Source organism: Kineococcus xinjiangensis (assembly GCF_002934625.1).
In the GTDB taxonomy this organism is placed as follows: domain Bacteria; phylum Actinomycetota; class Actinomycetes; order Actinomycetales; family Kineococcaceae; genus Kineococcus_A; species Kineococcus_A xinjiangensis.
In genome coordinates, this window is sequence record NZ_PTJD01000002.1 from 386,596 (window position 1) to 405,952 (window position 19,357).

General features: G+C 73.9%; 12 protein-coding genes and 1 pseudogene. 6 read left to right on the top strand and 7 right to left on the bottom strand.

Annotated elements, in window-relative coordinates:
• Positions 1–7: 7 nt before the first annotated feature.
• Positions 8–1,486, bottom strand: a complete 1,479-nt coding sequence (locus tag CLV92_RS04645) for a helix-turn-helix domain-containing protein (RefSeq protein WP_104431687.1) — start codon at positions 1,484–1,486, stop codon at positions 8–10.
• Positions 1,487–1,601: 115 nt separating this feature from the next.
• Here CLV92_RS04645 and aceA point away from each other — a divergent pair, with 115 nt between their 5' ends.
• Positions 1,602–2,951 (top strand): isocitrate lyase, encoded by a 1,350-nt coding sequence (gene aceA, locus CLV92_RS04650; RefSeq protein ID WP_104431605.1) that lies wholly within the window; start codon positions 1,602–1,604, stop codon positions 2,949–2,951.
• Positions 2,951–4,675, top strand: a complete 1,725-nt coding sequence (aceB, locus tag CLV92_RS04655; protein ID WP_104431606.1) for a malate synthase A — start codon at positions 2,951–2,953, stop codon at positions 4,673–4,675. The genes aceA and aceB overlap by 1 nt, the downstream gene beginning before the upstream one ends.
• A gap of 86 nt (positions 4,676–4,761) precedes the next feature.
• On the opposite strand, the gene CLV92_RS04660 is transcribed toward aceB, so the two are convergent.
• Together CLV92_RS04660 and CLV92_RS04665 are read right to left on the bottom strand one after the other, a co-directional pair.
• Positions 4,762–7,344, bottom strand: a complete 2,583-nt coding sequence (locus tag CLV92_RS04660) for a sensor domain-containing protein (protein ID WP_158257130.1) — start codon at positions 7,342–7,344, stop codon at positions 4,762–4,764.
• Positions 7,341–8,303 carry a DUF5995 family protein gene (locus CLV92_RS04665; protein WP_104431608.1) on the bottom strand — a complete coding sequence of 321 codons (963 nt, stop codon included), beginning with the start codon at positions 8,301–8,303 and terminating at the stop codon, positions 7,341–7,343. Before CLV92_RS04665 ends, CLV92_RS04660 begins: the two co-directional genes overlap by 4 nt.
• 262 nt (positions 8,304–8,565) lie before the next feature.
• On the opposite strand from CLV92_RS04665, the gene mgrA reads away from it, so the two are divergent.
• Entirely contained in the window at positions 8,566–9,558 is a 993-nt protein-coding gene (gene mgrA / locus CLV92_RS04670; RefSeq protein ID WP_104431609.1) for an L-glyceraldehyde 3-phosphate reductase, read from the top strand.
• A 79-nt stretch (positions 9,559–9,637) separates the two neighbouring features.
• Here the strand turns inward: mgrA and CLV92_RS04675 are convergent, their stop codons facing one another.
• Positions 9,638–10,696 (bottom strand): potassium channel family protein, encoded by a 1,059-nt coding sequence (locus CLV92_RS04675; protein ID WP_104431610.1) that lies wholly within the window; start codon positions 10,694–10,696, stop codon positions 9,638–9,640.
• 157 nt (positions 10,697–10,853) lie between these two features.
• Here CLV92_RS04675 and CLV92_RS23195 point away from each other — a divergent pair.
• Positions 10,854–11,165, top strand: a pseudogene (locus CLV92_RS23195) (ricin-type beta-trefoil lectin domain protein); the annotation flags it as partial.
• Positions 11,166–11,403: 238 nt separating this feature from the next.
• Positions 11,404–12,186, top strand: a complete 783-nt coding sequence (locus CLV92_RS22265) for a right-handed parallel beta-helix repeat-containing protein (protein WP_104431611.1) — start codon at positions 11,404–11,406, stop codon at positions 12,184–12,186.
• Between the two features lie 116 nt (positions 12,187–12,302).
• On the opposite strand, the gene CLV92_RS04685 is transcribed toward CLV92_RS22265, so the two are convergent.
• Entirely contained in the window at positions 12,303–13,046 is a 744-nt protein-coding gene (locus CLV92_RS04685) for an SDR family oxidoreductase (RefSeq protein ID WP_104431612.1), read from the bottom strand.
• Between the two features lie 79 nt (positions 13,047–13,125).
• Between CLV92_RS04685 and CLV92_RS04690 the strand changes: the two genes are divergently transcribed.
• Positions 13,126–13,869 (top strand): sulfite exporter TauE/SafE family protein, encoded by a 744-nt coding sequence (locus CLV92_RS04690; RefSeq protein ID WP_104431613.1) that lies wholly within the window; start codon positions 13,126–13,128, stop codon positions 13,867–13,869.
• Between the two features lie 22 nt (positions 13,870–13,891).
• Here the strand turns inward: CLV92_RS04690 and CLV92_RS04695 are convergent, their stop codons facing one another.
• A complete protein-coding gene (locus CLV92_RS04695; RefSeq protein ID WP_211290862.1) occupies positions 13,892–15,310 on the bottom strand; it encodes a DNA polymerase IV in 1,419 nt (472 codons plus the stop codon).
• A gap of 137 nt (positions 15,311–15,447) precedes the next feature.
• Positions 15,448–19,047: a replicative DNA helicase gene (locus tag CLV92_RS04700; protein ID WP_104431614.1), complete on the bottom strand. Its 3,600-nt coding sequence runs from the start codon at positions 19,045–19,047 to the stop codon at positions 15,448–15,450.
• Between the last annotated feature and the right edge of the window lie 310 nt (positions 19,048–19,357).

Consider the following 19,357-nt stretch of genomic DNA (forward strand, 5'->3'; position numbering starts at 1 on the left):
CCCGCGCTCAGCCACCCGCGGCGGTCGGCTCCCCGGCGGGGTCCCACTCCCGGGCGCGCGCCTCCAGGAAGCGCAGGACCTCCGTGTCGTCGACGCCCGGGAACGTGCCCGGGGGCAGCGCGGCGAGCAGGTGGGTGTGGGCGCGGGCACTGGCCAGCACGGAGCCCTCCCACTGCCTGCGCAGCTGGGCGGGAGGAGTCCGGCAGCACGACTCCTCCGGGCACCGGGAGGTGTCGCGCTCGCGGGTCTCCTTGCCGCGGAACCACTTCACGTGCGCGTAGGGAACCCCCACCGAGACCGAGAAGTCCCCCTGCGCGGCCGGCTCCACGAGGGCGGTGCACCAGTAGGTGCCGCTGGAGGTATCGGTGTACTGCTGGTACGCCCCGTGCAGTTCGGGCCTGGCGAAGACGGCGCGGGCCGTCCAGTGCCGGCACACGGGCTGTCCCTCGATGGCTCCGGTGACGTCGGTGGGGAAGCGCACCCCGTCGTTCTCGTACGCCTTGTAGATCGTGCCGCTCTCGTGGACGCGCATGAAGTGCACGGGGATGCCGAGGTGGCGAGTGGCGAGGTTGGTGAAGCGGTGCGCGGCGGTCTCGTAGGAGACGGCGAACGCGTCGCGCAGGTCCTCCACGGCGATGTCGCGCTCCGCCTTCGCGGCCTGCAGCAACCTCACGGCGTGCACCTCGGGGACGAGGACGGCGGCCGCGAAGTAGTTCACCTCGACCCGCTGGCGGAGGAACCCGGCGTAGCCGTCGGGCTCGGAGTGGCCGAGGACGATGTGCCCCAGGGCCTGCAGCGCCACCTGGCGCCGGCCGTGGCCGCGGCCGTCGCGCGGGTGCGGCAGGAAGATCCGCCGGTGCCTGAGGTCGATGACGGAACGGGCCGCGTGGGGCAGGTCGGCCTCGCGGTGGAGGGTGTAGCCGAGGCGGGCGGCGATGGCGGTGATGTCGCGCTCGGTGAGAGGGCCACCGGCGTGCCCGGCGGCGCGCAGCACGTCGGCGGCGGCGGCCTCGACCTCCCCGAAGTAGTTGTCGCGCTCGCGCATCAGGGCCCGCAGTTCCGTGTTCGCGCGGCGGGCCTCCTCCGGGGTGGCGAGGTGGGCGGTCGCCTGCCGGTTCAGCTCGGCGTGCAGACCGACGAGCGCCTCCAGCACCGGGGTGGGCAGGCGGGGTCCGGGCCGCACCTGCGGCAGGCCGAGGGAGCGGTAGGCCGAGGTGTCCTGCGCGCGCTGCAGCTCCACCTCCAGCGCCGCCCGGCGGTCGAGGGGCCCGGCGCCGAGCAGGTCTGCCACGGTGACGGCGAAGGCGTCGGCCAGGGCGTGCAGCAGCGACAGCTTCGGCTCGCGACGGCCGTTCTCCAGCATGGACAGCGCCGACGGTGCGCGCTCCACCCGCGCGGCGAGGTCCTGCAGCGTCCATCCCCGAGCCTTGCGCAGCTGGCGGACGCGGCGGCCGACGAGGAGCGCATCGGGCGTGAACTCTGACATGGGCCGCACAGTACGTGAAGGAACGCAGATGTTCACGGGGATTCCTCCTTGCAGGGGTGTTCTGGGGTGAAGAAGGTGGTTCCACCGCACCACCGTTCCCGAAGGAGGGACTCCCATGACCGAGCTGCTCACCCCCGCGCCCGCGACCACCCAGGTGAGGGTCGAGGTGCGCGAGCACACCGAACCCGCCGACGTGCGCGCCGCGCAGGTGGCGGCGCTCGAGGAGGAGTGGGCCACCTCACCGCGCTGGGCGGGCATCGAGCGCACCTACACCGCCGCCGACGTCGTCCGGCTGCGCGGCAGCATCCAGGAGGAGCACACCCTGGCCCGCCGCGGCGCGGAGCGGCTGTGGGAACTGCTGCACACCCGCACCCACGTCCCCGCCCTCGGCGCCCTCACCGGCAACCAGGCCGTGCAGATGGTCCGGGCCGGGCTGGAGGCGATCTACCTCTCCGGCTGGCAGGTCGCAGCCGACGCCAACCTCGCCGGGCAGACCTACCCCGACCAGAGCCTCTACCCCGCGAACTCCGTGCCCGCCGTCGTGCGCCGCATCAACAACGCCCTGCTGCGCGCCGACGAGATCTCCTGGGCGGAGGGGGCCGAGGGCTCCCCGCACTGGATGGCGCCGATCGTCGCCGACGCCGAGGCGGGCTTCGGCGGGCCGCTCAACGCCTTCGAGCTGATGAAGGCGATGATCGCCGCCGGTGCGGCCGGGGTGCACTGGGAGGACCAGCTCGCCTCGGAGAAGAAGTGCGGGCACCTCGGGGGGAAGGTCCTCGTGCCGACGAACCAGCACGTCCGCACCCTCAACGCCGCCCGCCTGGCCGCCGACGTCAGCGGGACGCCCAGCATCGTCATCGCCCGCACCGACGCCCTGGCCGCGACCCTGCTCACCAGCGACGTCGACGAGCGGGACGCCCAGTTCTGCACCGGCGAGCGCAGCAGCGAGGGCTTCTTCACCGTGCGCAACGGCCTCGAACCCGTCATCTCCCGCGGCCTGGCCTACGCCCCCTACGCCGACCTCATCTGGGTGGAGACGGGAACCCCCGACCTGGAGCTGGCGCGGCGGTTCGCCGAGGCCGTCCACGCCGAGCACCCCGGCAAGATGCTCGCCTACAACTGCTCGCCGTCGTTCAACTGGCGCGCCACCCTCGACGACGACCAGATCGCCCGGTTCCAGCGGGAGCTCGCCGCGATGGGCTACAAGTTCCAGTTCATCACCCTCGCCGGGTTCCACGCCCTCAACGCCTCGATGTTCGACCTCGCCCGCGGCTACGCCGAGTCCGGGATGCCCGCCTACGTGGCGCTGCAGGAGCGGGAGTTCGCGATGGCAGCCGACGGCTACACCGCCGTCAAGCACCAGGCGGAGGTCGGCACCGGCTACTTCGACCGCGTCGCCACCGCGCTCAACCCCACCAGCGGAACCCTGGCCCTGACCGGATCCACCGAGGAGGAGCAGTTCTGATGGACACGCACCCGACCCTCCGCACCCCTCCCGCCGACGTCCAGGTCCACGCTCCCCTCGGGCCCCGCTACGAGGAGATCCTCACCCCCGCCGCGTGTGAGTTCCTCGGCGTCCTCGACGACGTCGTGGCCCCCCGCCGCGAGGAACTGCTGCGCACCCGCCGCGAACGGCGCCGCCGCATCGGCCTCGGGCAGGAGTCCCTCGACTTCCGGCGCGACACGCAGTGGATCCGCGACGACCCGACGTGGTCGGTGCCGCCCGCACCGGCCGACCTCGTCGACCGGCGGGTCGAGATCACCGGACCGCCCACCCGGAAGATGACCGTCAACGCCCTGAACTCCGGCGCCGACGGCTGGATGGCGGACTTCGAGGACGCCACGACCCCGACGTGGGGCGCCGTCGTCGAAGGGCAGCTCAACCTCGTCGACGCGCTCGACCGGCGCATCGACTTCACCGACGAGAGCGGCAGGCGCTACGAACTCGGCGAGCACCTGCCCACCATCCACGTCCGCCCCCGCGGCTGGCACCTGGTGGAAAAGCACCTCTGGATCGACGGCCGCCCGCTGTCGGCCTCCGTCGTGGACGCGGGCCTGTACCTGTTCCACTGCGCGCGGCGCCAGCTCGAGCGGGGCAGCGGCCCCTACCTGTACCTGCCGAAGCTGGAGAGCGCCGCCGAGGCGCGGCTGTGGAACACCCTCCTGCTGCGCGCGCAGGAACTGCTGGGGTTGCCGGCCGGCACGGTGCGCGTCACCGTCCTCGTCGAGACCCTGCCGGCGGCGTTCGAGATGGAGGAGATCCTCTACGAGCTGCGCCCGCACGCCACCGCACTCAACGCCGGGCGCTGGGACTACCTGTTCTCCGTCCTCAAGACGTTCTCCGCCGCACCGGAGCAGCACGTCCTGCCGGACCGCTCCTCGCTCACGATGGAGACCCCCTTCCTGCGGGCCTACACGGAACTGCTCGTCCGCACCTGCCACCGGCGCGGCGCCCACGCCATCGGCGGCATGGCCGCGTTCGTCCCCGACCGCCGCGACCCCGAGCGCACCCGCGCCGCCCTGGAGAGGGTGCGCGGGGACAAGGAGCGGGAGGCCCGCGACGGCTTCGACGGCTCCTGGGTGGCGCACCCCGGCCTGGTCGCCACCTGCCGGGAGGTGTTCGACCAGGCGCTCGGCTCCCGGCGCAACCAGCTCCTGCGGCGCCGCTGCGACGTCGACGTCACCGCCGCGGACCTGCTCGACCTCGCCTCCGCGCCGGGACAGCCCACCGCGGCGGGCCTGCGGAGCGGGATCTCCGTGGCCCTGCGCTACCTGCAGGCGTGGCTGGCCGGCTCGGGGGCGGTGACGGTCGACTCCCTGATGGAGGACGCCGCGACGGTGGAGATCGTCCGGTCCCAGGTGTGGCAGCAGGTCCGGGCCCGCGCCGTCCTCGACGACGGCACCCGCGTCGGCCGCGGGCTGGTCGAGGAGCTCGTCGACGCCGAGGCCGCCCGGCTGCGCCGGCAGGGGGAGGCCGGGGAGCACCTGCCCGACGCGGTCGAGCTGTTCCTGCAGGTCTCCACCGCCGAGGAGTTCGTGCCCTTCTTCACGACCCCGGCCTACGGGCGGCACATCGCCACCCCCACGGCGACGCCCACCCGGCCGGAGCCGGGCACCGTCCCGGGAGCGCGGCCGGGCCCCGCCCGGATCGACCTGCCGGCCGCCGAGCGGCTCGCGGTCGCCTCCTGACCCGACCGGCTGCGCCGGAACCGCGTTCCCGCCCGCTCCGGTCCCCGGACGGGGGCGGGCGGGAACGCGGCCAGGGGAAGCTCAGGTCAGGGGTGCACCAGGTCGGCGGCCGGCACCGGCCGCCCGAACAGGTACCCCTGCCCCTGGTCGCACCCGAGGTCCTGCAGCAGGTCCAGCGCCTCGGGGGTCTCCACCCCCTCCGCCACCACCCGCATGCCCAGGTTGTGCCCCAGGTCGATCACCGAGCGCACGATCGAGACGTTGCGACAGTTGGTGGACAGGTCCTGCAGGAAGCTGCGGTCGATCTTGAGGACGTCGACGGGCAGGTCGCGCAGGTACGCCAGGGACGAGTAGCCCGTCCCGAAGTCGTCCAGCGCCATCCGCACCCCGAGCTCCCGCAGCCGCGCCGCCACCGCCATCGCCTGCTCCGGGTTCGACATCACGGCGCTCTCGGTGAGCTCCAGTTCCAGCGCCGAGGCCGGGGTCCGGGTCTGCTCCAGCTGCTGCACGACCTCGTCCACCAGGGAACCGTCGTGGAGGCTGCGCGCCGAGACGTTCACCGCCACGTGCAGCCGCAACCCGGCCGCCGCCCAGCGCGCCGCCTGCTCCAGCGCCGCGGCGAGGACGTGCGCGGTGAGGGGACGGATGAGGCCGGTCTGCTCGGCCAGCGGGATGAAGCTGTCCGGTGGGATGAGCCCCTGCGTCGGGTGCTGCCAGCGCGCCAGCGCCTCCACCCCCGCCAGCTCCCCCGTGCGCAGGTCCCGCTTGGGCTGGTAGTGCACCTGCAGCTGCCCGCAGTCGAGCGCCTCCCGCAGGGCGCCGCCGTACCCGAGCCGCTCGGGGCGGTTCAGGTCGGCGTCGGCCTCGTACGTCTCCACGCCCGTGCCGTGCTGCTTCGCCCGGTACATCGCCACGTCGGCGCGCTTGAGCAGCCCCACCGGCTCCTCCCCGTGGTCGGGGGCGAGGGTGACTCCGACGCTGCCCTCCAGGTGCAGGGTGAGCCCCTCCACGGCGATGGGCCTGCGGATCTGCTTGCGCAGCTCCGCCGCCAGCCGCTCCGCGTACCGCCGGCCCGAGACGGGGTCGAGCAGGACGGCGAACTCGTCACCACCGAGGCGGGCGACGGTGTCCGTCTCGCGGAACTGCTGGCGCAGCCGCTCGGCCACCACCTGCAGCACCCGGTCCCCGACGTCGTGGCCGAGGGTGTCGTTGACCTCCTTGAACCGGTCGAGGTCCACGAGCAGCAGGGCAAGCCGGTTGCCGTCGCGCTGCTGCGCCGCGAGGGCGTGGTGGAGCCGGTCGTGCAGCAGGACGCGGTTGGCCAGGCCGGTGAGCGGGTCGTGCAGGGCCCGGTGGCGGATCCACTCCTCCGTGCGCCGCCGCTCCACGGCCGCGGCCACCACGTGCGCCACCGACGACATGAACGCCACCTCGTCGGCGGTGAAGGCGCGCGGTGTCGTCGTCTGCACGCACAGGAACCCGAAGCAGGACGCGGTCCCGCCGACGACCACGGCCGCGGTGCCGGCGATGCCGCGCCTGCGCCACCACGCCAGCGCGCGCCGCCGCTCCTCCGAGTGGTGCACGGTGGCGGTGAGGTCGCACAGCAGGGACGCGGCATCCCCCGCCGGCACGATCGTGCCCTCCAGCTCCGCCCGGTCCAGGACGTGCGGGAAGTCGGGCGCGGCCCAGCCGCTGGTGGCCCGGGTGAGCAGCGTGCCCTCGTCGTCCGCCCGTTCGAGGACCTCGCAGTGGGTCACGCCCAGCACCCCCCGCACTGCGGCGGCGGTGCGGGCGAACAGGTCGGGCAGGTCCATCCCGGCCAGCGCGAGCCCCCCGAGCTCCGAGACGGCGCTCTGCTGCCGTTCCGCGCGCCGGCGTTCGCTGACGTCCTGCAGCACCAGCGTCAGGACGCGCTCCTGGGCGGACTGCAGGGCCAGGACGGTCACCCGGAACTCGTGCTCGCCCCCTGCGCGGTTGCGGAACGCCAGGTCCGCGTGCTGGGCGCGCCCGGTCGCCGCCGCGGTGGCCACCATGCCGTGCGGGCCGAGCAGCACGGGGCCGCCGCCGGTGGGGCGCAGCACGTCCCCGAGCCTGCTGAGGGGCGCGCCGCCCTCCACCGCGGGCCCGATGAGCTGCCGCAGCGCGGGGGTGCAGCGGCGCACGCGCAGGTCCGGGGCCAGTTCCACGACCCCGATCGGCAGGTCGTCGAAGGCGGCGCCCCCGGCGGCGACCAGTTCCAGCAGGTGGGCGTGCTCCGCCGCCGCCTGCGCGCCGAGGCGCTCGGCGGTGACGTCGACGAGGGTTCCGACGTTGCCCACGACACCGCCCTGCTCGTCGCGCAGGACCTTCGCCCGCAGCCGCACGTGGCGGTAGCCGCCGGCGGAGGTGCGGTAGCGGCCCTCGTGGTGGCAGTGGACGGCGCCGCCGGAGACGACCGCCCCGAAGAGGGCCAGGGTCCGTTCCACCTCGTCCTGGTGGACGTAGTCGAGGAAGTTCGTGCCGAGGGTCTCCTCGACGGTGAAACCCGTCAGGCGGGTCCACGCCGAGCTGAGGAACGTCCAGTTCCCCGCTGCGTCGGTGCGGAACACCACTTCGTCGAGGTCGTCGAGCAGGGGGGCGGCGTCGGGCCGGGTCGCGTCGGGTTCCGCGGGGTCCGGCGAGGGGCTCACCTGTCGTCGTGGTGCTCGGCGCACCACGCCTGGCGCTGGGCCGGGCCCTCCGGGGAGGTGGTGTTCCCGGTGGCGGCGGCCAGGGTGCGCGCCTCCGCGCCGGCGGTCTGCTCGATCTCCTCGGCGACCGCCGCGTACGCGGCGGGGCCCAGCGCGCGCGCGGCGACGAGCCGTTCGGCGTTGCGCCACGCCCGCTCCCGCCACACCTGGATGACCTGGAACACGGCGGTCTGGTCGAGGGTGGTGCCGGGCACGTCCCGGTCGTCGATGGTCGGGTCGTAGCGACGGGCGACCTCGGCCACCGATGCCTGCCCGGAGCTGTTGAGGAACTCGTAGACCCGGTCGTGGTCCGCCTTGCGGCTCGTGCCGTCGGGGGCGACGAGACCGATCTCGGCGAGCACGAACGGCAGGTCGCGGTTGATGTGGCCGTGCATCCCCAGCAGCATGTCGCCGCTGCCGGTGGCGCCCCGCTGCTCGGCCGTCTCGAACGCGACCCGCCACGCCGGGGCGACCTCCGAGCGCCGGCCGGAGTACCAGAGGTCCTCCTGCTCGAAGTAGTAGCTCGCGAACACGGCGTCGTAGTGGTTGAGGAAGGCCGGGTCGTCGAAGAACCCCGGCGTGGTGACGGCCTCCCGGTACGCCTCGGTGGTGCGCAGGTAGAGGAGGGAGAAGACGGCGCGGTGGTCGCAGCCGGAGCTCAGCGGCTTCCAGCGCCGCTCCATCTCGCGGATGACCGCGTCGACGCACTTGAGGCGCCCGGAGCGGCAGACGTCGGAGCTGGAGGGGTCGTAGCCCTGCTCCAGCCCCGGCAGCAGGTCGTTCCACGCGATCTGCTCGGGGTCCTCGGCGGCGGCGGGGGCCACCGACAGCGTCGTGGTGAGCAGCCCCGCGGTCAGCACGGCGGCGAGCCGGGCCGCTGCGCGGCGGCGGGGGCCCGTCGTCTTCCGGTCGCGGCGCATGCCGTCCTCCTCGGTGCATCTTCTAGCAGAGAGTCATAGTGACTCTACTCAGCGTTAAGAGCTAGTTGACCATGAGACCACTCGCGCGGCCGCCCCACCACCCACGACGCGCTCGTCGCCCTCACCGCGGGCGCCTCGATGCGCGTGGACGGCGACGGCCGGGCCCGCCGGGGGCCGCCGAGCCTGGGTCCAGCAGGACCACCCTCCGGCAGGGGCCCTCCGGTAGCGTCGGCGGCCGATCAAGCCCAGCAGGAGGCTCCCCGTGCCCCACGTCGCCCTCGACGACCGCTACGACTCCATGCCCTACCGCCGCCTCGGCCGCAGCGGGCTGCGCCTGCCGGCGGTCTCCCTCGGTCTGTGGCACAACTTCGGCGACGACAAGCCCCTGGAGACGCAGGCCGCGATCCTGCGCCGCGCCTTCGACCTCGGGGTGACCCACTTCGACCTGGCGAACAACTACGGCCCGCCGGCGGGGTCGGCGGAGGTGAACTTCGGCGCCCACCTCGCCCGCGACTTCCGCCCCTACCGCGACGAGCTGATCATCTCCACCAAGGCGGGCTACCACATGTGGCCCGGCCCCTACGGGGAGTGGGGCTCGCGCAAGAACCTCCTCGCCAGCCTCGACCAGAGCCTCGGGCGGCTCGGCCTGGACCACGTCGACGTCTTCTACTCCCACCGCCCCGACCCCGACACCCCCCTGGAGGAGACGATGGGGGCGCTGCACTCCGCGGTGCAGCAGGGCAAGGCCCTCTACGTGGGCGTCTCCAACTACAGCGCCGAGCAGACCCGTGAGGCGGCCCGCATCCTCGCCGGCCTCGGCACCCCGCTGCTCATCCACCAGCCGCGCTACTCCATGCTCGACCGCTGGGTGGAGGACGGCCTCCTCGACGTGCTCGACGAGGTGGGCGCCGGCAGCATCGCGTTCTCCCCGCTGGCGCAGGGGCTGCTGACCAGCCGCTACCTCGACGGCGTCCCCGCCGACTCCCGCGCCGCCGGGAGCAGCCCCTTCCTCGGCCCCGACCGCCTCACCGAGGACCTCCTCGGCAGGCTGCGGACGCTGAGCGGGATCGCGCAGGGCCGCGGGCAGACCCTGGCGCAGATGGCGATCGCCTGGATCCTGCGCGGCGGGCGGATCACCTCCGCCCTCGTCGGCGCCAGCAGCGTCGCCCAGCTCGAGGACAGCGTCTCGGCGGTGGCGAACCTGCACTTCGACGACGCGGAGCTCGCCGAGATCGAGCGGGTGCTCGCCGCCTGAGCAGCGAGACGCCCCCCGGCGGTGCGCCGGGGGGCGTCTGCGGTCGGGCTGCGGCGGCCGGCCGCTCGGCAGAGGCCGCTCAGTAGAGGTTGTGGCCGGTGTGCGCGCCGGAGTGCGGGCCCAGACCCGGCTCCGGGGCGTCGACGAAGACGATGCGGTCACCCGCCTGCAGCCGCCCGGCGCCGGCCTCGTTGTAGCGGATCATCAGGCCCGCCCGCACGACCGCCAGCACCGGCACCCCCAGCTCGCTCGTGGGGCGCCCCACCTCCTCGGGCCGCACGGGCCGCTGGGACAGGTCCAGGCCCTGCCCGAAGGAGAGCAGGTCCTCCACCACGCCGACCGCGTCGGCGCTCTCGGTCGCCAGGCCGAGGAGGCGCCCCGTGGTCTCGGAGGAGACCACGACCGAGGACGCCCCGCCCTCCTGGAGCAGCACCGCGTGCTGCGCCTCCCGGGCGGAGGCCACCACCGTCGCCCGCGGCGCGATGCGGCGCAGGGTGAGCGTGGCCAGGATCGCGGTGTCGTCGCGGTCGAGGGCGACGATGACGGTGTGGGCGCGGTGCACCAGGGCCTGCTGGAGGACGTCGGGGCTCGTGGCGTTGCCGGTGATCACCACGTACCCGTCCGCCGACGCCTGCGCCGCGATCTGGGGGTCGGCCTCCACGACGACGAGGTGGTCCGGCGCGTGGTCGCGCATCCGCAGCGCGCGCAGCGCGTTGCGGCCCTTCGTGCCGTAGCCCAGGACGACGACGTGGTCGCGCATGCGTGCCCTCCACCGCGCGAGGCGGAACTCGGTGCGGGAGCGCTCGGTGAGCGCCTGGAGCGTGGTCCCGACGAGGATCGCCAGGAACATCAGGCGCAGTGGCGTGACCACCAGCGCGTTGATCATCCGGGCGGAGTCGGAGACCGGGGTGATGTCACCGTATCCGGTCGTGGAGAGGGTGACCGTCGTGTAGTACAGCGCATCGGTGAGGGAGACCTCGCCGTCGCGGCTGTCGGTGTAGTCCTCGCGCTCGAGGACCACGAGGAGCCAGTTGACGAAGACGAGCAGGCCCGCGAACGCGAAGCGGGCGAGCAGCGCGCGCAGCGGGCCGGCCTTCTTCGACGCGGGAAGGTGCACGCTCTCGTAGCCATCGGACACGGCCCCTGCCTACCACGCCCGGCGGGGGCGGGCGGGCAGGTGGGTGCCCCGCCGTGCGCGACGTGGTCCGGCACGTCCCTCTGTGTGACCCCAGGGGGCCGACCGGGGGAACCGGAGCCGCAGCCGTTCGCTGTGAGTCATCTCGCACTGACACGTTGTGGCCGCCGGCGCGGCCAGGGCCGGCGCCCTGCTGCAGCAGAGCGTCTGCTCGCCCACCGCGACCTCGGAGGTGTTCCGCCTGCAGGGCGGGAGCACCTCCGCGGCGCAGCCGGTGCAGGGCGTGAGCGGCCTGCGCCTCAGCGCGGACCCGCGCTCCTCGGCCAGCGGGGCGCGCGTGCAGTTGGCCTCCTGCGCCCCGGAGGAGAGCGCCCAGACGTGGGAGGTGGTGCTGCGCAAGTCCGGTCACCAGGTCGTCAACGCGCGCACCGGGCTCTGCCTGAGCGACCACGGCACCGGCACCGGCACCGGCATCTACGTCGCCCCGACCGGGCAGGACACCGGTGGCGGCAGCGTCCAGCGCCCCTTCGCCACCCTCGCCACCCTCGCCAAGGCCGTCTCCGTGGTCCGCCCCGGCCAGACCATCTGGATGCACGGGGGCACCTACCGCCCCACGGCCGGCACCTGGATCCGCACCTCAGGCACGCCGGCCCAGCGCATCACCCTGAGCAACTACCCGGGGGGAGGCGGTCCGCATCGACGCCTCGGGCGTGCCCGTCACCGCGTGGACGATCAGCATGGACGCCAGCCACTGGACCGTGCAGGGCCTGGAGATCTTCGGCGCGAAGAACCACCCCTTCGTCTGCACGTCCTGCACCGACGACGTCTTCCGGCTCCTCGACAGCGACTTCCACCACAACTACGACGCGGCCACCCACGGCCAGAACGCCGACGGGATCGACATCGAGTTCGGCAGCGGCGAGGGCAACCTCATCAAGGGCGTCCGCCTCTTCAACAACGCCGACGACGGCCTCGACCTGTGGATGTTCACCTCCGCCGTGACCATCGAGAGCACCTGGGCCTACGGCAACGGCGTCGACCGCTTCGGCGACACCGCCTGGGAGGGCAACGGCAACGGGTTCGAGCTGGGCGGCGGCCGCCCCTCCCCGGCCACCGCGCACGTCGTCCGCAACAGCGCCGCGTGGGACAACACCGCCAACGGGTTCACCGACAACTCCAACCCCGGCGACCTGGTGATCGAGGGCAACACCTCGTTCCGCAACGCCGCGAACGGCTACTGGTTCCGCTCCTCCGCCGCGACCCTGGACCGCAACCTCTCCGTCGGCGACCTGCGGCCCTTCGTCGCGGGCACCGCCAACCGCGTCGGCGTGAACTCGTGGTCCACCACGACCACCTCCACCACCACCGGGGCCTCCGTCTTCGTGAGCACGGACCCCACCTCGGCGACCGGACCCCGCCCCGCCGACGGGACCCTCCCCCGCACCACGTTCCTCACCACGCGCACCGCGGTCCTCGGCGCCCCGATGCGCTGACCCCCGGGAACGGCTGAGGCCCGCGACGGCTGAGCCCCGGGGGCTCCCGGCACCGCGCCCCCCACGCGGCGCCGGGAGCTCCGCCGCGTCCGGGGCGGCACGGGCACCGCCCGGCCTCAGCGACCCCCGCTGACGTCGAGCGTCGCCCCGGTCACGTAGGAGGCCGCGTCGGACAGCAGCCACGCGACGGCCTCCGCGACCTCGTGCGCCTCGCCGCCCCGGCCCATCGGCACCCCGTCCTGCATCCGCTCCACCCGCCCCGGCTGGCCGCCGCTGGCGTGGATGTCCGTGCGGATCAGCCCCGGCCGGACGCCGTTGACGCGGATCCCCTCCGCGGCGACCTCCTTCGCCAGCCCCACCGTCAGCGCGTCGAGCGCGGCCTTGGAGGCGGCGTAGTCCACGTACTCTCCCGGCCCGCCCAGCACGGCGGCCCGGGAGGAGACGTTGACGATCGCACCACCCGCACCCCCGCGCGCGGTCGACATCCGGCGGACCGCCTCCGCCGCGCACGCGAAGGCCCCCGCCACGTTCACGTCGAGCAGGCGCAGGACCCGCTCGCGGGTCAGTTCCTCCACCCGGCGCGGCGGCGCGACGATCCCCGCGTTGTTGACGAGACCCGCGACGGTCCCCAGCTCCGCCGCAGCGGCGAACAGCGCGGCGACGTCGGAGTCGGAGGCGACGTCGGCGCGCACGGCCGTGGCCGGGACCTCCAGGGCGACGCAGTCCGCGACGACGGCCTCGGCGGCCTCCCGCTGCGACGTCCAGCTCAGGCACACCCCGTAACCGCGGCCGGCCAGCAGACGCGCGGACGCCGCCCCGATGCCACGGCCACCACCGGTGATCACGACGATGTCGACCATGACAGCACGCTAGCGGCGCCGGGGGCGCTCGCTACTGTCGCCATGTGCCGAGCCCCGCACCACCGCACGCAGGCCCCGCGTGAGCGACGTCACCACCACCGGGTTCCTCCTGCTGGTCCTCGCCGCCCTGCTCGTGGGCTTCGCCAAGACGGCCATCGGCGGGGCCGCCTCCATCAGCGTGGCGATCTTCGCGGCCGTGCTGCCGGCGAAGGAGTCCACGGGCGCCCTCCTGCCCCTGCTCATGGTGGGCGACGTGCTGGCGCTGCGCGCCTACCGCCGGCACGCGGACTGGGGCGTGCTGCTGCGCCTCTTCCCCTCCGTGGCCGTGGGGGTCCTCGCCGGCGCCCTGTTCGTCTCCGCCGTGGACGACACCGTGATGCGGCGGACCATCGGCGCGGTGCTGATCGCCCTCGTGGGCGTGCACCTGTGGCAGCGGCGGCGCGGCGCGCACGCGGTCCCCACCGGCTGGGCGCGGCACGGCGCGGGGTTGGCGTTCGGCGTCCTCGCCGGGTTCACGACCATGGTCGCCAACGCGGGCGGTGCCGTGATGTCCCTGTACCTGCTCACCATGGGTTTCGCCATGCTCGGGTTCCTCGGCACCTCCGCGTGGTTCTTCGCCGTGGTCAACGCCTTCAAGGTCCCGTTCAGCGTGGCCCTCGGTCTCATCACCGGCCCGGTGCTGCTGCTGTGCGCGGCGCTGTCCCCCGCGGTCGTCGCCGGCGGCTGGCTGGGCCGGCGGGTCATCCAGCGCATCGACCAGGCCCGGTTCCAGCAGATCGTGCTCGTCGTCACGGTGCTCTCGGGCCTGAACCTGCTGCGCTGAGCGCCCGGCCGCACCGCCACCCTCACCACACCGGCGGGCCCGCCGGGTGCAGGGCCGGGTCGTCGTCGCGGAACGTGCGGATCCGGCCGACGGGGGTGCGGGGGCCCTCGAAGCGCACCGTCACCCGGCCCACGCCGGAACCCTGCACCCACCCCGGGCCGTGCTCGTCGTGGGTGACGTCCTGGCCGGGGCTCCACCCCGACCGGGCCGGCGCCGGTGGTCCGTACGGGGCGGTGGAACCCTGCGGCAGGATCCCTCCGGGCTCCGCACCGCCGGGCTCCGCACCGCCGGGCTCCGCACCGCCGGACTCCGCACCGCCGGGCTCCGCGCCCGGTTCCTCCCCGGGCGCCGCGGGCTCGTCGAGTTCCGCCAGGAGGTCCTGCTGCGTGTACTCCGTCAGCCCCGAGACCCCCACGCCGAGCAGCCGCACCCCGTCGGCGACGTCCAGGGTCTCCAGCAGCGCCGTCGCGGCCTGGGCGATCTCCCGCGGGGACGCCGTGGGCTGCGGCAGGGTCCTCGACCTGTTGAGGGTGGTGAAGTCGTAGCGGCGCAACTTGATCGTCACCGTGCGCCCCGAGACGCCCCCCGTGGCCAGCCGCACCGCCACGCGGTCCACGAGCCGGCGCGCCCGCTCGACCAGCTCCCGCCGGTCCGTGAGGTCCACGGCGAACGTCTCCTCCGCGGAGACCGACTTCGCGTCCCGCTCGGGCACCACGGGCCGCGGGTCGATCCCCCGCGCGTACGCCCTCAGCCCCGACCCGTGCGCCTTGCCGAACATCCGGACCAGCTCCGCCTCGTCGGCGGCGGCCAGGTCGGCGACGGTGCGGATCCCGAACCGGGCGAGGCGCTCACCCGTGACCGCGCCGACGCCGGGGATCCTGCGCACCGGCAGCGGCGCCAGCAGGTCGCGCTGCTCGTCCGCCGGCACCACCACCAGCGCGTCCGGCTTGCGAAGGTCCGAGGCGATCTTCGCGACGAGCTTGCTGGGACCGGCTCCCACCGAGACGGTGAGCCCCGTCGTGGCGCGCACCCGCGCCCGGAACCCCTCCGCCAGCGCGCTCACCCCGGCGGCGTCCAGGCCCGGGTGCGTGGGGCCGAGGTCCACGTACGCCTCGTCCAGGGACACCGGCTCCACCAGCGGCGAGAGCTCGTGGGCCAGCGCCATCACCTGCTCCGACACCCGCCGGTACGCCGAGAACCGCCCCGCCAGGAACGCCGCGTTCGGGCAACGGCGGCGGGCCTCCATGGTGGGCATCGCCGAGCCGATCCCGAACGCCCGCGCCTCGTAGGAGGCCGTGGCCACCACCCCGCGCCAGCCCGTCCCGCCGACCACGACGGGCTTGCCGCGCAGCGACGGCTTGTCGCGCTGCTCGACTGCCGCGAAGAACGCGTCCAGGTCGAGGTGCAGCACGCTCGGTCGCGTGGCGTCGGGCGATCCCACCCCCGCAGTCTGCCAAGCGGGTGCGACGGCACGCCCCGCCGCGGTCGACGCGACGCCCCGGACCGGGGAGCGGCACGTCCCCGCCGGGGCGGGCGCGAGGCGCTGGGGCGGGCGCGAGGCGCTGGGGCGGCGCCGGCTCAGGTGGCCATGTCGACGAAGCGGGAGTAGTGCCCCTGGAACGCGACGGTGATGGTGTCCGTCGGGCCGTTGCGGTGCTTGGCGACGATGAAGTCCGCCTCACCCGCGCGGGGGCTCTCCTTCTCGTACATGTCCTCCCGGTGGAGGAGGATCACCATGTCGGCGTCCTGCTCGATCGAGTTGTGGACGGCGACGCCGTCGGCGATGAAGTTGTGCCCGCCCAGCACGGTGGCGTCGTAGACCGCCTCCTCACCGTCGGGCTCGATGGCGACCACCTGGTCCCACAGCACGTCGTTGACGGCCATGACCTCCAGGTCGGCGTCGCCGAGGAGCTCCGCGACCCGGCCCAGGCGCTGCCGCGACGGCGCGTGCTTCCACAGCGCGCTGCCGCAGAACGACGTGCCCATCGCCTCGGCGAACTGCCGGTGCGTCATCCCCCGCTCCGCGAGGACGTCCCGGACCCGGTCCCAGACCTGACGGGGGACCGTGTCGACGTTCGTGTTCCCGGTCCCGGCGAGCACCACCTCCAGGAGACGAGCCGCGCTCGCCCCCCGCGCTCCGTGGACGCCGACCTCCTGCAGGAAGCGGCGCTGGTCGTCGATCCCCGAGACGTCGAGGGTGTAGCCGGGGCGGTACGCCCCCTTGGGGGTGGTGCGCCGGACCCGGGCCGAGATCCCGAAGCGGAGCAGCAACCGGGACACGTCGTCCACCAGGCGCCGGCTCGTCGAGGCGTAGTAGATGCGTCCACCCCGGCCGTCCTTGCGCACCGTGACGGAGCCGTCCGTGGCCCAGAGGTGGTGCAGGAAGAGGGCGATCTGCCGCTTCGGCAGGGAGAACACCTCGGCCGGGACGAACTTCTCGAAGCTGCGTAGGCCGAACAGACCGAGTTCGTCCAGCCACGCCGCGATCGGGTTCCGCCGACCGTGGGTCAGCCGGTGCGGAGCGGGCAGCCGCAGGCTGGTGCACCGGGCCGCGGCGTGGTCGTCGCGCACCGCGGTGATCCCGAAGGCGGACGACGCGGCCGCCGCGACGGCCTCGAGGTTGGCCTCGTCGACGCTGGCGTAGCGCAGGGGCTGCCGCCGCACGAACGAGCCGTCCCCGAGCAGGTGCGCGAGGAGCAGCACCCGCTCGTCGTCCCAGCCCGTCACCAGCTCCGGGGCGGGCACGTGGCGCGGCACCGCGACCCTGTCCCCCGGCGACAGCTCGCCCAGGGCCGTCCAGCCCTCGTACGCCAGGAAGGGGTGGTTCGCCGTGGCCCGCACCTCCTTGCCGGAGGCCAGCCGCAGGCGGAACACCTGCCGGGTGCCGGTGGCGAAGACGTGGGTGAGGTGGCGTCGGACGTAGCGCAGGGAGTCGTCGAGCGCCCACACCGGCACGTCGCGCGCACCGGAGGCGAACAGCTCGCCCATCGTCACCTCGGCACCGGTGTCCGCCCGCAGGACGCGGGTGCCCGCAGGAAGGCAGCCCGATTCGCGCAGGTCGCTCATCTGCGGCTTCTTGTCGGTGCGCTGCTCCGGGCCGCGGTTGAGCTGCGACAGCGCGATGACGGGGACCTCGATCTCCTTCGCCAGCAGCTTCAGCGCACGGGAGAACTCCGAGACCTCCTGCTGGCGGCTCTCCACCCGCTTGCCGGACGTCATCAGCTGCAGGTAGTCGACGATCACCAGCTTCAGGTCGTGGCGCTGCTTCAGCCGCCGGCACTTCGAGCGGATCTCCATCAGCGACATGTTCGGGCTGTCGTCGATGAACAGCGGGGCCTCGCTGACCTGCCCCATGGTGCGGGCCAGCTTCGTCCAGTCGTCCTCGCGCATCGTGCCCTTGCGCATGTTCTGCAGCGGGATCTTCGCCTCCGCGGACAGCAGGCGCATCGCGATCTCGTTGCGGCCCATCTCCAGGGAGAAGATCGCCGACGCGAGGCCGTGCTTGATCGACGCCGCCCGGGCGATGTCCAGTCCCAGGGTCGAGTTGTGTGTGGGGATCATCGCCCGGCCGGCCAGGTAGAGGTGATCGGTGTTGTCGACCTGGACGCAGCGCACCGGCACGGACCCGACGGGGCGGACGTCCGTGATGAACCGGGAGTTGCGCCGCTGGAACAGCCGCTGCCGCCGGTCCTTGTGGAGGAGGCGCTTCCGCTCGAGGCGGAAGACGTCGTCGTCCGTGCTGAAGGTGAGGGTGTGGGCGGTGGACGACGCCTCCGAGCGACCGCGGACCCGCTTCGTGCTGAGACCGGTGCGGTAGCCGAGGCTGTGGACCAGCTCCTGCACGTCGCGGGCGAGCCTCTCGGACGTCACGGCGAACTGCACCGTGCCGCTGGGTGCGACGGTGCCGTCCGTGTCCAGCAGCCCGGCCAGCAGCTGCCGGCGCTGGTCGACCGACGCCCGCAGGTACGCCACCGGGATGTGCTTGTCCCCGAGGACGCCCAGGGTCCGCAGGCGCGCCTGCACCGTGCCGTGGTGGTAGCCGGCCTCGCTCTCGAGGTGGACGACGAGCTCCGGGTCGGCCGTGGTGATCTGAGCGCTGGCGCTCGTCCCGTCGCCGAGCCACGCGCCGAGCACGTAGGGCGGCAGCAGCAGATCATCGCGGGGCGGCAGCTCGAGGGGCCGGGCGTTGAGCACCGAGTGGTTGAGCCTGCGCTCCGCGCCGGGGCAGCGCAGGGTGGCAGCGATGTCCTCCGTGGTCCGCACCTCGGCGAAGGTCCGCTGGGTGCGGGCGCCCCCGTACCCGGCCGCCGCGGCCTGGGCGGACCTGCGCGACGCCCGCGTCTGCGTGAGCCACTGGTGCTGGCCGTCGGCGACCACGACGCTGCCGTCGGAGAAGCGGACCTCGTAGCAGGGACGGTCGGTCATCACCTCCGTCGCCGCCACGACGCGCGTCGGCCGTCCGTCGGCGCCGAGCAGCTCGTCGCCGACCCGCACCGAGCCCATCGTCGTCCACCCCGTCGGAGTGGGCAGGGGCGTGTCGAGCGCCAGCGCCTTGCCCACAGCCGGTCGCGCCGCGATGACGATCATCTGCCCGGGGTGCAGGCCGTTGGTGAGCTGGTCGAGGTCCGCGAAGCCGGTGGGCACGCCCACCATCGCGTCGCCGCGGTGCGAGGAGGCCTCGATCTCGTCGATCGCGCCCTCGATGATGTCGCCCAGGGCCGCGTAGTCCTCTTTGACCCGCTTCTCCGTCACCTGGTACAGCTCGGCCTGGGCGGAGTTGACGATGGCCTCGACGTCGCCGCCGTCGCCGCCGTAGCCCATCTGCACGATGCGGGTGCCGGCCTCCACGAGGCGGCGCAGCACGGCGCGCTCGCGGACGATGCGGGCGTAGTACCCGGCGTTGGCGGCCGTCGGCACGGTGGAGATGAGGTCGTGCAGGTAGGGGGCGCCGCCGACCCGGGCCAGCTCGCCGCGGTTGGTCAGCTCCGCGGAGACCGTCACGGGGTCCGCGGGCTCACCGCGGCTGTAGAGGTCGAGGATCGCCTCGTAGACCAGCTCGTGGGCCGGGCGGTAGAAGTCGGGGCCCTTGAGGACCTCCACGACGTCGGCGATGGCGTCCTTCGACAGCATCATCCCGCCGAGGACGCCCTGCTCCGCGGCGATGTCCTGCGGGGGCATCCGGTCGTAGGGCTCGCTGCCCCCCGAGCTGCCACGAGATCCGCGTCCGCCCCGCCCCGGGTCTCCCGACCCGTCGCGGGGGGAGACGAGATCGTGCTGGTCCGTCGTCACGCCATCCACTCCCCGTGCTTCAGAGGACACCGCGCGCCCGTGCCGCCGGCGGCGTCCGGGACCTGCCGGTCCGCAGACCAGTGTCCCTCCACTCGTCCTGTGTACGTGCCACCTCCGACATGTCCGAGCGGGGCCGGGTGCGCCTGTGCACAGGCTCGTTGACAACATGTGGATGACGAGGGGGTCGTTGTGCACAGGG